Origin of the sequence: Enterobacter cloacae complex sp. OE43NF (genome assembly GCF_023544405.1) — a bacterium.
In the GTDB taxonomy this organism is placed as follows: domain Bacteria; phylum Pseudomonadota; class Gammaproteobacteria; order Enterobacterales; family Enterobacteriaceae; genus Enterobacter; species Enterobacter cloacae.
The window spans coordinates 257,056-272,175 of record NZ_JAMJFW010000001.1; the positions used below are offsets into that span (position 1 = coordinate 257,056).

The window sequence follows — 15,120 nt, forward strand, 5'->3', positions numbered from 1 at the left end:
TAACTTTTTTCGGGCATCTCATGAAGCATTTAACTCTCCTTGGCTCAACCGGATCTATCGGTTGCAGCACTCTCGACGTTGTACGCCACAACCCTGCGCTTTACACCGTGACAGCACTGGTGGCCGGGAAGAATGTGCAGCGAATGGTCGAGCAGTGTCTGGAGTTTACGCCCCGCTATGCGGTAATGGATGACGAAGAGAGTGCCCGCCAGCTGAAAGCCGCTCTGCAAGAGAAGGGCAGTCGTACTGAGGTTCTGAGCGGGCAGCAGGCTGCCTGTGAGATGGCCGCGCTGGACGAGGTCGATCAGGTGATGGCCGCCATTGTTGGCGCGGCCGGGTTGCTGCCGACGCTGGCCGCCATCGATGCCGGTAAAGATGTTCTGCTGGCGAATAAAGAGTCGCTGGTAACCTGCGGACGTCTGTTTATGGAGGCGGTTAAGCAGCGCGGAGCACGTCTTTTGCCGGTCGACAGCGAGCACAACGCCATTTTTCAGAGTTTACCGCAACCTTTTCAGCAGAACCTGGGGTACGCTGACCTGGAGCAGAATGGGGTTGTATCGATTTTGCTTACCGGGTCTGGTGGCCCGTTCCGTGAAACGCCACTGTCTGAACTGAGCGCAATGACGCCGGATCAGGCGTGCCGTCATCCGAACTGGTCAATGGGGCGTAAGATCTCCGTTGACTCTGCCACTATGATGAACAAAGGTCTGGAATACATTGAAGCTCGCTGGTTGTTTAACGCGTCGGCGAAACAGATGGAAGTGCTGATCCACCCGCAATCGGTGATTCACTCGATGGTGCGCTATCAGGACGGCAGCGTGCTGGCACAGCTGGGAGAGCCGGATATGCGTACGCCAATTGCACATGCAATGGCATGGCCTGAACGCGTGAAATCTGGCGTAAAGCCACTCGATTTTTGCAAGCTGAGTTCTCTGACGTTCAGTGAACCTGACTACGATCGTTATCCGTGTCTTAAGCTTGCAATGAATGCCTTTGACCAGGGGCAGGCGGCGACGACGGCACTCAATGCAGCCAATGAAATTACCGTTGAAGCATTTCTGAATCAGCAGATCCGTTTCACCGATATCGCTATGCTGAATTTGTCGGTACTGGAGTTGATGGATCTGCGCGAACCACAAAGCGTGGAAGAGGTGCTGGCGGTGGATGAGCAGGCTCGTATTATTGCGCGCAAACAGGTGACACGTCTCGCAAGCTGGTGATAAAGCAAGCACTAGTCGTCGTGCTATTTGTTAGCGTTGGGCTTCGGTGATATAGTCTGCGCCACCTGATCGCAGGTATTTGACTTTAAGTGGTCAGGTAAGCCGTGGTTTGACACGGCTTTTTTACGTATAGGCTTCAGTATTCCTGAGTACCGTTAAATCCTTTTCAGGGACTAAAAACGCGTTATGTTGTCTGCGAATCAACCAATAAGCGAAAACTTGCCAGCTCATGGCTGCCGTCATGTAGCAATCATCATGGATGGCAATGGCCGCTGGGCGAAAAGACAAGGGAAGATACGAGCCTTTGGGCATAAAGCTGGGGCGAAATCTGTTCGCCGCGCCGTCTCTTTTGCCGCCAATAACGGCATTGATGCGTTAACGCTCTATGCTTTTAGCAGTGAAAACTGGAATCGACCTGCGCAGGAAGTGACTGCGTTGATGGAACTGTTTGTGTGGGCGCTCGACAGCGAAGTAAAAAGCCTGCACCGCCACAATGTGCGCCTGCGTGTCATTGGCGAAACCAGTCGTTTTAACTCACGTTTGCAGGAACGGATTCGTAAAGCAGAAGCGCTGACTGAAAATAACACGGGTCTGACGCTGAATATCGCGGCGAATTACGGTGGACGCTGGGATATTATCCAGGGGGTTCGGCACCTGGCTGAACAGGTTCAGGAAGGGTTATTGAGACCCGACCAAATTGATGAAGACGCGCTGAGCAAGCAAATCTGCATGAATGAACTGGCACCTGTGGATTTGGTAATTAGGACAGGGGGAGAACATCGCATAAGTAACTTTTTGCTGTGGCAAATTGCCTATGCCGAACTTTACTTTACGGATGTGCTTTGGCCCGATTTTGATGAACAAGACTTTGAAGGTGCGCTGCATGCCTTTGCCAATCGAGAGCGTCGTTTCGGCGGCACCGAGCCTGGTGGCGACAAAGCCTGATGGGGGTAGCTTTTGCTGAAGTATCGCCTGATTTCCGCTTTTGTATTAATACCCATTGTCATTGCGGCGCTGTTTTTACTGCCCCCGGTGGGATTTGCTATTGTCACGCTGGTGGTGTGTATGCTGGCCGCGTGGGAATGGGGACAGTTTAGCGGCTTTACGTCGCGCAGTCAGCGGGTATGGCTGGCGGTACTCTGTGGCTTGATCCTGGCCCTGATGCTGTTTACCTTGCCGGAATATCACCATGATATTCACCAACCACTGGTTGCCGGGTCCCTGTGGGTATCGTTGGCCTGGTGGATCGCCGCCCTTGTTTTGGTGCTTTTTTATCCAGGCTCCGCGGCGTTGTGGCGCAATTCAAAAGTGCTGCGCCTTATATTTGGTCTTCTTACCATCGTGCCTTTTTTCTGGGGCATGGTGGCTCTGCGCGCCTGGCACTACGACGAAAACCACTACAGCGGTGCGATTTGGCTGCTTTATGTGATGATTCTGGTCTGGGGGGCTGACTCTGGGGCCTATATGTTTGGTAAACTGTTCGGCAAACATAAACTGGCTCCGAAGGTGTCGCCCGGTAAAACCTGGCAAGGATTCATCGGCGGCCTGTTTACGGCAGCGATTATCTCCTGGGGCTATGGCGTCTGGGCGAATCTGGACATTGCACCGTCAATACTGCTGGTGTGTTCGATTTTTGCCGCGCTGGCCTCGGTACTCGGTGATTTAACCGAAAGTATGTTCAAGCGAGAAGCAGGGATTAAGGACAGCGGACACCTGATTCCAGGGCATGGCGGGATACTGGATCGCATTGACAGCCTGACAGCGGCTGTTCCCGTGTTTGCTTGTCTGCTTTTACTGGTATTCGGGACGATTTAACGGAAGGTTTTATGCTGAGCATTCTCTGGAATCTGGCGGCGTTCATTGTTGCACTGGGTGTACTGATTACCGTGCATGAATTTGGCCATTTCTGGGTTGCTCGCCGTTGCGGTGTGCGCGTAGAGCGGTTCTCCATCGGTTTTGGCAAATCACTCTGGACGCGTAATGACCGTCACGGCACGGAATTTGTCATCGCCCTTATCCCGCTCGGTGGCTACGTCAAAATGCTCGACGAACGTGTTGAGCCTGTGGCCCCTGAGCTTCGACACAGCGCGTTTAACAACAAAACCGTTGGACAACGTGCCGCCATCATTGCTGCCGGACCGGTAGCCAATTTCATCTTTGCTATCTTCGCTTACTGGCTGGTGTTTATCATCGGCGTTCCGGGCGTGCGTCCGGTTGTCGGTGAAATCGCCCCCAATTCCATCGCGGCGAGTGCGCAAATTACGCCGGGGATGGGACTTAAAGCGATTGATGGTATCGAAACCCCTGATTGGGATGCCGTGCGACTGCAACTGGTAGCCAAAATCGGTGATGAGCAGACCACGGTCAGCGTGTCGCCGTTTGGTTCTGACCAGCGACAGAATAAAGTGCTGGATTTGCGTCACTGGAGTTTCGAGCCAGACAAAGAAGATCCCGTCTCTGCGCTGGGGATTCGCCCACGTGGTGCGCAGATCGAACCGATATTAGCCGAAGTTCAGGCAAATTCGGCGGCGAGCAAAGCGGGTTTGCAAGCTGGCGACAGGATCGTTAAAGTCGATGGTCAGCCATTAACACAGTGGATGACCTTTGTTACTCTGGTGCGCGATAATCCGGGTACGTCGCTCGCGCTGGAAGTTGAAAGGCAGGGTAGTCCACTCTCGCTGACGCTGATCCCGGATAGCAAATCGGTCGGCAAAAAGGCAGAAGGGTTTGCAGGCGTTGTGCCTAAAGTGATCCCGCTGCCTGATGAGTACAAGACAATACGCCAGTATGGGCCGTTTAGCGCCATCCTTGAAGCCACGGATAAAACATGGCAACTGATGAAGCTGACGGTAAACATGTTGGGGAAATTGATAACCGGTGATGTGAAACTGAACAACCTCAGTGGGCCAATTTCGATAGCTCAGGGGGCTGGGATGTCAGCGGAGTTCGGGGTGATTTACTATCTCATGTTTCTCGCACTCATTAGCGTGAACCTTGGGATCATCAACCTGTTCCCGCTTCCCGTTTTAGACGGGGGTCATCTGCTGTTTTTAGCGATTGAAAAGCTAAAAGGCGGGCCGGTATCCGAGCGAGTTCAAGACTTTAGTTATCGCATTGGCTCGATTTTGCTGGTGCTGTTAATGGGGCTTGCACTTTTCAATGATTTCTCTCGGTTGTAAGAGAGTTAGTTAGGAAGAACGCATAATAACGATGGCGATGAAAAAGTTGCTCATAGCGTCGCTGCTGTTTAGCAGCGCCACCGTATACGGTGCTGACGGGTTCGTAGTGAAAGACATTCATTTCGAAGGCCTTCAGCGTGTCGCCGTTGGTGCGGCCCTCCTCAGTATGCCTGTGCGCCCCGGCGATACGGTTAATGATGATGACATCAGTAACACCATCCGTGCTCTGTTTGCCACAGGCAACTTTGAGGATGTCCGCGTCCTGCGCGATGGTGATACGCTGCTGGTTCAGGTAAAAGAACGTCCAACGATCGCCAGTATCACTTTCTCCGGTAACAAGTCGGTGAAAGATGACATGCTCAAGCAAAACCTTGAAGCATCCGGTGTTCGTGTGGGGGAATCTCTGGACCGCACCACCCTTTCAGACATTGAAAAAGGTCTGGAAGACTTCTATTACAGCGTCGGTAAGTACAGCGCCAGCGTGAAAGCGGTGGTGACTCCGCTGCCGCGTAACCGTGTTGACCTGAAGCTGGTCTTCCAGGAAGGCGTCTCGGCGAAGATCCAACAGATCAACATCGTCGGGAACCACGCGTTTACTACCGACGAACTGATCTCCACCTTCCAGCTGCGTGACGAAGTGCCGTGGTGGAACGTGGTGGGCGATCGCAAATACCAGAAACAGAAACTGGCGGGCGACCTCGAAACCCTGCGCAGCTACTATCTGGATCGCGGTTATGCCCGTTTCAACATCGACTCGACTCAGGTGAGTCTGACCCCGGACAAGAAAGGGATCTACATTACGATTAACATCACAGAAGGCGATCAGTACAAGCTTTCGGGTGTTGAAGTAAGTGGCAACCTGGCGGGGCATTCTGCCGAGATCGAATCGCTGACCAAAATTCAGCCAGGCGATCTGTACAGCGGTTCTAAAGTAACCAAAATGGAAGACGGCATTAAAAAGCTGCTCGGCCGTTATGGTTATGCCTATCCGCGTGTGCAAACTCAGCCGGAAATCAACGACGCGGATAAAACCGTTAAGCTTCACGTCAACGTTGATGCGGGCAACCGTTTCTACGTGCGTAAGATCCGCTTCGAAGGTAACGACACCTCCAAAGATTCCGTTCTGCGTCGCGAAATGCGCCAGATGGAAGGGGCATGGTTGGGTAGCGACCTCGTTGACCAGGGTAAAGAGCGTCTGAACCGTCTGGGCTATTTTGAAACGGTTGATACCGATACCCAGCGTGTGCCGGGCAGCCCGGACCAGGTTGATGTCGTGTACAAAGTGAAAGAGCGTAATACCGGTAGCTTTAACTTCGGTGTGGGCTACGGTACTGAAAGCGGCGTGAGCTTCCAGGTTGGCGTTCAGCAGGATAACTGGCTGGGTACGGGTTACTCGGTGGGTATCAACGGTACCAAAAACGACTACCAGACCTACTCTGAGTTCTCTGTCACTAACCCATACTTCACCGTCGACGGTGTGAGCCTGGGTGGTCGTATCTTCTATAACGACTTTAAAGCAGACGACGCGGATCTGTCCTCGTACACCAACAAGAGCTACGGTGTAGACGGTACGCTTGGATTCCCGGTTAACGAATACAACACCCTGCGTGCGGGCTTGGGTTACGTGCATAACGACCTGTCCAATATGCAACCGCAGGTGGCAATGTGGCGTTATCTCGACTCTATCGGCCAGTCGGCGAGCACCTCCAGCGATAACAACGGTTTTGCGGCGGATGACTTCACCTTCAACTACGGCTGGACGTATAACCGCCTTGACCGTGGTTACTTCCCAACGGAAGGTTCTCGTGTCAACCTGAATGGTAAAGTGACTATTCCTGGTTCTGATAACGAGTTCTACAAGTTAACGCTCGATACTGCCTCGTACTTCCCGATCGATGACGATCATAAGTGGGTGGTTCTGGGTCGTACCCGTTGGGGCTATGGCGATGGTTTAGGCGGCAAAGAGATGCCGTTCTATGAGAACTTCTACGCCGGTGGTTCCAGTACCGTTCGTGGCTTCCAGTCCAATAACATTGGTCCGAAAGCGGTTTATTACGGCGGTAATGACGAAGATAACTGCGCAAGCCGGGATCCAAAACAGGTTTGTAGCTCTGATGATGCGGTAGGCGGTAACGCCATGGCCGTGGCGAGCCTTGAGTTCATCACGCCAACGCCATTCATCAGTGATAAATACGCGAACTCAGTCCGTACGTCCTTCTTCTGGGATGCCGGTACCGTGTGGGATACCAACTGGGAGAACACTGCCCAGATGCGTGCGGCAGGTGTTCCAGACTACAGCGATCCGGGCAATATTCGCATGTCTGCAGGTATCGCATTACAATGGATGTCACCGCTGGGGCCGTTGGTCTTCTCTTACGCCCAGCCGTTTAAGAAATATGATGGAGATAAGTCGGAGCAATTCCAGTTTAACATTGGTAAAACCTGGTAATTCTCCGCTGCAAAGGAATGCGTTGGCAGTGTAGCGCTGACAACCGGCGATCGGTAAAACGATCGCCTTGCCACGCAAAGAACGGTACCTTCTGGTGCCAATGGGATGGTAAGGAGTTAATTGTGAAAAAGTGGTTATTAGCTGCAGGTCTCGGTTTAGCGATGGCAACTTCTGCTCAGGCAGCAGACAAAATTGCAATCGTCAACATGGGTAATTTGTTCCAGCAGGTTGCACAGAAAACTGGCGTTTCTGCGACTCTGGAAAACGAATTCAAAGGCCGTGCAAGCGAACTGCAGGGTATGGAAAACGATCTTCAGTCCAAAATGCAGCGTCTGCAGCGTGATGGTTCTACCATGAAATCAAGCGAGCGCAGCAAACTGGAAAAAGACGTAATGGCTCAGCGCCAGACGTTCTCCCAGAAAGCGCAGGCTTTCGAGCAGGATCGTCAGCGTCGTTCTAACGAAGAGCGTGGCAAGCTGGTGACTCGCATTCAGACTGCTGTTAAAGCAGTTGCTGCCGATCAGAACATCGATCTGGTTGTTGATGCGAACGCCGTTGCTTTCAACAGCAGCGATGTTAAAGACATCACCGCTGATGTTCTGAAACAGGTTAAATAAGTAATGCCTTCAATTCGACTGGCTGATTTAGCTCAGCAGTTGGATGCAGAATTACACGGTGATGGCGATATCGTCATCACCGCTGTTGCGTCCATGCAATCTGCTAAAGCTGGCAATATTACCTTCATGGTAAGCCCTAAGTACCGTGAACATCTGGCTCAATGCCAGGCGTCGGCTGTTGTTCTGACGCAGGACGATCTTCCGTTTGCCACTGGTGCGGCACTGGTAGTGAAAAATCCCTACCTGACGTATGCTCGCATGGCACAAATTCTTGATACCACGCCGCAGCCGGCGCAAAACATTGCTGCCAGTGCAGCAATCGATCCGACGGCTCAGCTGGGTAACAACGTAGCAGTCGGCGCAAATGCCGTGATCGAGTCTGGCGTCGTTCTGGGCGATAACGTCGTCATCGGCCCGGGCTGCTTCGTTGGGAAAAACACAAAAATCGGCGCCGGGACCCGTTTGTGGGCCAATGTGTCCGTCTACCACGAAGTTGAAATCGGCGAAAATTGCCTCGTTCAGTCCAGCACAGTGATTGGTTCTGACGGTTTTGGCTACGCTAACGATCGTGGTAATTGGGTTAAGATCCCGCAACTTGGTCGCGTTATCATTGGCGATCGCGTTGAGATCGGAGCCTGTACCACCATTGACCGTGGTGCGCTTGACGACACCATTATCGGCAACGGTGTTATTATCGATAATCAGTGCCAGATTGCGCATAACGTTGTGATTGGCGACAATACCGCGGTTGCAGGTGGCGTCATCATGGCAGGCAGCCTGAAAATTGGCCGTTACTGCATGATTGGCGGTGCCAGCGTGATCAATGGTCATATGGAAATATGCGACAAGGTCACCGTGACGGGAATGGGCATGGTAATGCGTCCTATCACTGAGCCAGGCGTCTATTCCTCAGGCATCCCGCTGCAACCTAACAAGGTATGGCGTAAAACAGCAGCTCTGGTGATGAATATTGATGATATGAGCAAGCGACTCAAGTCCCTTGAGCGTAAGATCGATCAACAAGACTAAGCGTTCATCTTTTTAACGCTTAATTTCCCGGCCTGTCGGCTTTCTTTTAAACCGGCAGGCCGTGTTATTATTGCTAATCAGTACATTTTGACAGGAAGAGTATTTTGACTACCGACACTCATACTCTGCATATTGAAGAGATTTTAGAACTTCTGCCGCACCGCTACCCGTTTTTGCTGGTAGACCGTGTGCTGGATTTTGAAGAAGGTCGTTTTCTGCGCGCAGTGAAAAATGTCTCCGTTAACGAGCCATTCTTCCAGGGGCACTTCCCTGGTAAACCCATCTTCCCGGGTGTGTTGATCCTGGAAGCGATGGCACAAGCTACCGGTATCCTTGCGTTTAAAAGCGTAGGCAAACTGGAGCCGGGTGAACTGTACTACTTCGCGGGTATCGATGAAGCGCGCTTCAAGCGCCCTGTTGTGCCTGGTGATCAGATGATCATGGAAGTCACTTTTGAAAAAACGCGTCGTGGCCTGACTCGCTTTAAAGGCGTAGCGCTGGTTGACGGCAAAGTTGTTTGCGAAGCGACGATGATGTGTGCTCGTAGCCGGGAGTCCTGATACGTGATTGATAAATCTGCCTTTATTCATCCTACCGCTATTGTGGAAACCGGCGCCATTATTGGTGCTAATGTCCACATTGGCCCGTTCTGTATTGTTGGTCCCCATGTCGAAATTGGTGAGGGTACAGTACTGAAATCTCACGTTGTCGTGAATGGTCATACGACCATTGGCAACAACAATGAGATCTATCAGTTCGCCTCCATCGGCGAAGTTAACCAGGATTTAAAATATGCTGGTGAGTCGACCCGTCTGGAAATTGGCGATCGTAACCGTATCCGCGAAAGCGTCACGATTCATCGTGGAACAGTACAGGGTGGTGGGTTGACGAAGGTGGGCAGCGATAACCTGTTTATGGTTAATGCGCACATCGCGCACGACTGTACCGTAGGTGACCGCTGTATTCTTGCCAACAACGCAACGCTGGCAGGACACGTATCGGTTGATGATTTCGCAATTATTGGCGGTATGACCGCAGTCCATCAGTTCTGCATCATTGGTGCACATGTGATGGTCGGCGGATGCTCCGGTGTGGCGCAGGACGTCCCACCGTATGTAATTGCGCAGGGCAACCATGCCACGCCATTCGGCGTGAACATCGAAGGCCTCAAGCGTCGTGGCTTTAGTCGCGAAGCGATTACGGCTATCCGCAACGCGTATAAGTTACTGTACCGTAGCGGCAAAACGCTGGAAGAGGCGAAGCCGGAAATTGCCGAACTGGCGGAAAAGCACCCTGAAGTGAACGCGTTCATGGAATTCTTTGACCGTTCCACAAGGGGTCTGATTCGTTAATGGTCGACAGTCGTCCGCTTACGATAGCCCTGGTCGCCGGAGAAACCTCCGGCGATATTCTTGGTGCCGGTCTTATCCGCGCGCTTAAGGCTCGCGTACCTGATGCTCGCTTTGTTGGCGTTGCAGGCCCGCTAATGCAGGCTGAAGGCTGCGAAGCCTGGTACGAAATGGAAGAGCTGGCCGTGATGGGCATTGTTGAGGTGCTGGGGCGACTGCGTCGTCTGCTGCATATCCGCGCCGATCTTACCCGCCGCTTCACCGAGCTCAAACCCGATGTCTTTGTCGGTATCGATGCGCCTGACTTCAACATTACCCTCGAAGGGAATCTGAAAAAGCAGGGCATTAAAACAATTCACTACGTCAGTCCGTCCGTCTGGGCGTGGCGACAGAAACGCGTTTTCAAAATCGGACGGTCAACCAATCTGGTGCTGGCTTTCCTGCCTTTCGAAAAAGCGTTTTACGACAAATTTAACGTTCCGTGCCGTTTTATCGGGCATACCATGGCGGATGCGATGCCGCTGGATCCGGATAAAAACGCAGCGCGTGACGTGCTGGGGATCCCTCACGATGCGCACTGTCTGGCTCTTCTGCCGGGTAGCCGTGGCGCAGAAGTAGAGATGCTTAGCGCGGACTTCCTGAAAACCGCGCAAATTATGCGCGATACCTATCCCGATCTCGAAGTGGTTGTGCCGCTGGTGAACGCCAAGCGCCGGGAGCAGTTTGAGCGTATCAAAGCCGAGGTTGCACCGGATCTTCACATCCATCTGCTGGATGGAAAAGGCCGTGAGGCGATGGTTGCGAGCGACGCCGCGCTGCTGGCCTCCGGTACGGCAGCCCTGGAGTGCATGCTGGCGAAATGTCCGATGGTGGTAGGCTATCGCATGAAACCGTTCACCTTCTGGCTGGCCAAACGCCTGGTGAAGACGGAGTACGTTTCGCTGCCAAACCTGCTCGCCGGGCGTGAACTGGTGAAAGAGCTTCTGCAGGACGAATGTCAGCCTCAGGCGCTGGCCGATGCGCTGCTACCGCTGCTTGCCAACGGCAAGACCAGCCACCAGATGCATGATACGTTCCGCGAACTGCATCAGCAGATCCGCTGTAATGCCGATGAGCAAGCGGCTGATGCGGTGCTGGAGTTAGCAAGATGATGGAATTTATTTATCCTCACACCCACCTTGTTGCGGGTGTGGACGAAGTGGGCCGTGGCCCGTTAGTGGGCGCTGTTGTGACCGCGGCGGTGATCCTCGATCCGGCCCGTCCGATTATCGGGTTGAATGACTCCAAAAAGCTTTCAGAAAAGCGCCGACTGGCGTTATTTGATGAGATTCAGGAAAAAGCATTAGCCTGGAGCCTTGGGCGTGCTGAGCCGCATGAAATTGACGAGCTGAACATCCTGCATGCCACAATGCTGGCGATGCAGCGTGCGGTGGCGGGGCTGAAAATTGCCCCGGAGTATGTTCTTATTGACGGCAACCGTTGCCCTGCATTACCTGTGCCTTCCATGGCGGTAGTAAAAGGGGATAGCCGGGTCGCGGAAATCAGTGCGGCTTCTATTATTGCCAAAGTGACTCGCGATGCTGAAATGGCCGCGCTGGATCTCACTTACCCTCAGTATGGCTTCGCTCAGCATAAAGGGTATCCTACAGCCTTCCACCTGGAAAAGCTGGCTGAACATGGCGCAACCGAGCACCACCGGCGCAGTTTTGGCCCGGTGAAACGCGCGCTGGGACTGGTGTCCTGAATCAATACGCAAGCAATTAAGTAACGCGGAATCTGAAGATGGCTGAACCACGTTTCGTACACCTGCGGGTGCATAGCGACTACTCCATGATCGATGGGCTGGCGAAAACCGGGCCGCTGGTAAAAAAGGCGGCCTCACTGGGTATGCCTGCGCTGGCGATCACCGATTTTACCAACCTGTGTGGTTTGGTGAAGTTCTACGGAACGGCGCATGGCGCGGGGATGAAACCCATCGTCGGAGCTGATTTTCATGTGCAGAGCGAACTGCTCGGCGACGAAATGACGCAAATTTCCGTGTTAGCGATGAACAACACGGGTTATCAGAATCTCACCCTGCTTATCTCCAAAGCCTACCAGCGAGGCTACGGCGCCCTGGGGCCATGGATTGACCGGGACTGGCTGGCGGAGCTGAACGAAGGGTTATTGCTGATCTCCGGCGGCCGCATGGGTGATGTGGGCAAATGCCTGCTGCGCGGCAATAGTGCGCTGGTGGATCAGTGCGTATCATTCTATGAAGAGTACTTCCCGGATCGTTATTATCTGGAGCTGATCCGCACCGGTCGCCCGGATGAAGAGAGTTATCTCCATGCCGCTGTGGCGCTTGCGGAAGCGCGCGGGCTGCCCGTGGTGGCAACCAACGATGTACGCTTCCTTGAGGCCGGGGATTTCGACGCTCACGAGATTCGCGTGGCGATCCATGATGGCTTCACCCTCGACGATCCGAAGCGCCCGCGTAATTATTCTGCTCAGCAGTACATGCGCAGCGAAGAGGAGATGTGTGAACTCTTCTCTGACATCCCGGAAGCGCTGGAAAACAGCGTTGAAATCGCCAAGCGCTGTAACGTTACCGTGCGTTTGGGTGAGTATTTCCTGCCGCAGTTCCCGACCGGGGAAATGACCACGGAAGACTTCCTGGTCATGAAATCCAAAGAAGGTCTGGAAGAACGTCTTGAATTCCTTTTCCCGGATGAAGAAGAGCGTAAAAAACGCCGTCCGGAGTATGACGAGCGCCTGGATATCGAACTTCAGGTTATCAACCAGATGGGCTTCCCGGGCTACTTCCTGATCGTAATGGAGTTTATCCAGTGGTCGAAGGATAACGGCGTGCCGGTTGGTCCAGGACGTGGTTCCGGTGCCGGGTCACTGGTGGCCTATGCGCTTAAGATCACTGACCTCGATCCGCTGGAATTTGACCTGCTATTCGAACGTTTCCTTAACCCGGAACGTGTCTCCATGCCCGACTTCGACGTCGACTTCTGTATGGAAAAACGTGACCAGGTTATTGAGCACGTGGCGGATATGTATGGCCGTGACGCGGTTTCGCAGATCATTACCTTCGGTACGATGGCGGCGAAAGCGGTTATCCGCGACGTGGGCCGCGTGCTGGGGCATCCGTACGGCTTCGTCGATCGCATCTCTAAGCTGGTGCCGCCCGATCCGGGGATGACGCTGGCAAAAGCGTTTGAAGCCGAGCCGCAGCTGCCGGAAATCTACGAAGCTGACGAAGAAGTCAAAGCGCTGATCGACATGGCGCGTAAGCTGGAAGGCGTCACGCGTAACGCCGGTAAACACGCGGGTGGTGTGGTTATCGCCCCGACCAAAATTACCGACTTTGCGCCGCTCTATTGTGACGAAGCGGGGCAGCACCCGGTTACCCAGTTTGATAAGAACGACGTTGAATACGCCGGGCTGGTGAAGTTCGACTTCCTCGGTCTGCGTACGCTTACCATCATCAACTGGGCGCTGGAGATGATCAACGCCCGCCGCGAGAAGAACGGCGAGCCGCCGCTGGATATCGCGGCCATCCCGCTGGATGACAAGAAAAGTTTCGACATGCTGCAGCGCTCGGAGACCACCGCGGTCTTCCAGCTTGAATCCCGCGGCATGAAAGATCTGATTAAACGTCTGCAGCCTGACTGCTTCGAAGATATGATCGCACTGGTGGCGCTGTTCCGTCCGGGACCGCTGCAGTCGGGGATGGTAGATAACTTTATCGACCGTAAGCATGGTCGGGAAGAGATTTCCTACCCGGACGTTCAGTGGCAGCATGAAAGCCTGAAGCCGGTACTGGAGCCAACCTACGGCATCATCCTGTATCAGGAACAGGTCATGCAGATTGCTCAGGTGCTCTCCGGCTATACCCTCGGCGGCGCGGATATGCTGCGTCGTGCAATGGGTAAGAAAAAGCCGGAGGAGATGGCCAAGCAGCGCTCTATTTTTGAAGACGGCGCGAAGAAAAACGGCATTGACGGCGAGCTGGCAATGAAAATCTTCGACCTGGTGGAGAAATTCGCCGGGTACGGATTTAACAAATCGCACTCTGCCGCCTATGCTTTGGTGTCGTATCAAACCCTGTGGCTGAAGGCGCACTATCCCGCTGAATTTATGGCGGCGGTAATGACCGCCGATATGGATAACACCGAGAAGGTGGTTGGCCTGGTGGATGAGTGCTGGCGCATGGGACTGAAGATCCTGCCGCCGGACATTAACTCGGGTCTTTACCATTTCCACGTTAACGACGACGGAGAGATCGTGTACGGGATCGGCGCGATCAAAGGCGTAGGTGAAGGGCCGATCGAGGCAATCATCGAAGCGCGTAATAACGGTGGTTATTTCCGCGAGCTGTTTGATCTGTGCGCCCGCACCGATACCAAAAAACTGAACCGCCGCGTGCTGGAAAAACTGATTATGTCCGGTGCGTTCGACAGGCTGGGGCCGCACCGCGCCGCGCTGATGAACTCGCTTGGCGACGCGCTGAAAGCCGCGGATCAGCATGCAAAAGCGGAAGCCATTGGCCAGGCGGACATGTTCGGCGTGCTGGCGGAAGAGCCAGAGCAGATCGAGCAGTCTTACGCCAGCTGTCTGCCGTGGCCAGAACAGGTGGTGCTGGATGGTGAGCGTGAAACGTTAGGCTTGTACCTGACGGGGCACCCGATCAATCAGTACATCAAAGAAATTGAGCGCTATGTCGGAGGCTACAGGCTGAAAGACATGCATCCGACAGAACGTGGTAAAATCACCACGGCTGCGGGGCTCGTGATTGCTGCAAGGGTTATGGTCACCAAGCGCGGCAATCGTATCGGCATCTGTACCCTGGATGACCGTTCCGGGCGTCTGGAGGTGATGTTATTCACCGACGCGCTGGATAAATACCAGCAATTGCTGGAAAAAGACCGCATACTTATCGTCAGCGGACAGGTCAGCTTTGATGACTTCAGCGGGGGGCTTAAAATGACTGCCCGCGAAGTGATGGACATTGACGAAGCCCGGGAAAAATATGCTCGCGGGCTTGCTATCTCGCTGACGGACAGGCAAATTGATGACCAGCTTTTAAACCGACTCCGTCAGTCTCTGGAACCCCACCGCTCGGGGACAATTCCAGTACATCTCTACTATCAGAGGGCGGATGCACGTGCGCGGTTGCGCTTTGGTGCAACGTGGCGTGTCTCTCCGAGCGATCGTTTACTGAACGATCTCCGTGGCCTCATTGGTTCGGAGCAGGTGGAACTGGAGTTTGACTAATACAGGAATACT

The 15,120-nt window shown here is 53.6% G+C and carries 12 protein-coding genes; all 12 read left to right on the top strand.

The window, feature by feature from the left end:
- Window positions 1–20 precede the first annotated feature (20 nt).
- The 12 genes from ispC (at window position 21) to dnaE (ending at window position 15,108) form a co-directional block, all read left to right on the top strand.
- A complete protein-coding gene (gene ispC, locus M8370_RS01175) occupies window positions 21–1,220 on the top strand; it encodes a 1-deoxy-D-xylulose-5-phosphate reductoisomerase (RefSeq protein WP_038981256.1) in 1,200 nt (399 codons plus the stop codon).
- Between the two features lie 186 nt (window positions 1,221–1,406).
- Complete coding sequence (gene ispU / locus M8370_RS01180) at window positions 1,407–2,165, top strand: (2E,6E)-farnesyl-diphosphate-specific ditrans,polycis-undecaprenyl-diphosphate synthase (protein ID WP_028028110.1); 759 nt, start codon at window positions 1,407–1,409, stop codon at window positions 2,163–2,165.
- 12 nt (window positions 2,166–2,177) lie between these two features.
- A complete protein-coding gene (gene cdsA, locus M8370_RS01185) occupies window positions 2,178–3,035 on the top strand; it encodes a phosphatidate cytidylyltransferase (protein ID WP_013095657.1) in 858 nt (285 codons plus the stop codon).
- 11 nt (window positions 3,036–3,046) lie between these two features.
- Window positions 3,047–4,399, top strand: coding sequence for a sigma E protease regulator RseP (rseP, locus tag M8370_RS01190; protein ID WP_250020383.1), 1,353 nt, complete (start codon window positions 3,047–3,049; stop codon window positions 4,397–4,399).
- A 31-nt stretch (window positions 4,400–4,430) separates the two neighbouring features.
- Window positions 4,431–6,848: an outer membrane protein assembly factor BamA gene (bamA, locus tag M8370_RS01195; protein ID WP_013095659.1), complete on the top strand. Its 2,418-nt coding sequence runs from the start codon at window positions 4,431–4,433 to the stop codon at window positions 6,846–6,848.
- A gap of 122 nt (window positions 6,849–6,970) precedes the next feature.
- Window positions 6,971–7,465, top strand: coding sequence for a molecular chaperone Skp (skp, locus tag M8370_RS01200; RefSeq protein WP_013095660.1), 495 nt, complete (start codon window positions 6,971–6,973; stop codon window positions 7,463–7,465).
- A gap of 3 nt (window positions 7,466–7,468) precedes the next feature.
- Complete coding sequence (gene lpxD / locus M8370_RS01205; RefSeq protein ID WP_013095661.1) at window positions 7,469–8,494, top strand: UDP-3-O-(3-hydroxymyristoyl)glucosamine N-acyltransferase; 1,026 nt, start codon at window positions 7,469–7,471, stop codon at window positions 8,492–8,494.
- A 104-nt stretch (window positions 8,495–8,598) separates the two neighbouring features.
- Window positions 8,599–9,054, top strand: coding sequence for a 3-hydroxyacyl-ACP dehydratase FabZ (gene fabZ, locus M8370_RS01210; protein WP_010426706.1), 456 nt, complete (start codon window positions 8,599–8,601; stop codon window positions 9,052–9,054).
- A gap of 3 nt (window positions 9,055–9,057) precedes the next feature.
- The gene (gene lpxA / locus M8370_RS01215; protein ID WP_250020384.1) at window positions 9,058–9,846 is read left to right on the top strand and encodes an acyl-ACP--UDP-N-acetylglucosamine O-acyltransferase; all 789 of its coding nucleotides are present in this window, start codon (window positions 9,058–9,060) and stop codon (window positions 9,844–9,846) included.
- The gene (gene lpxB, locus M8370_RS01220; RefSeq protein WP_250020385.1) at window positions 9,846–10,994 is read left to right on the top strand and encodes a lipid-A-disaccharide synthase; all 1,149 of its coding nucleotides are present in this window, start codon (window positions 9,846–9,848) and stop codon (window positions 10,992–10,994) included. Before lpxA ends, lpxB begins: the two co-directional genes overlap by 1 nt.
- The gene (gene rnhB, locus M8370_RS01225; RefSeq protein ID WP_013095664.1) at window positions 10,991–11,587 is read left to right on the top strand and encodes a ribonuclease HII; all 597 of its coding nucleotides are present in this window, start codon (window positions 10,991–10,993) and stop codon (window positions 11,585–11,587) included. Before lpxB ends, rnhB begins: the two co-directional genes overlap by 4 nt.
- Window positions 11,588–11,625: 38 nt before the next feature.
- The gene (dnaE, locus tag M8370_RS01230; RefSeq protein ID WP_013095665.1) at window positions 11,626–15,108 is read left to right on the top strand and encodes a DNA polymerase III subunit alpha; all 3,483 of its coding nucleotides are present in this window, start codon (window positions 11,626–11,628) and stop codon (window positions 15,106–15,108) included.
- Window positions 15,109–15,120 lie beyond the last annotated feature (12 nt).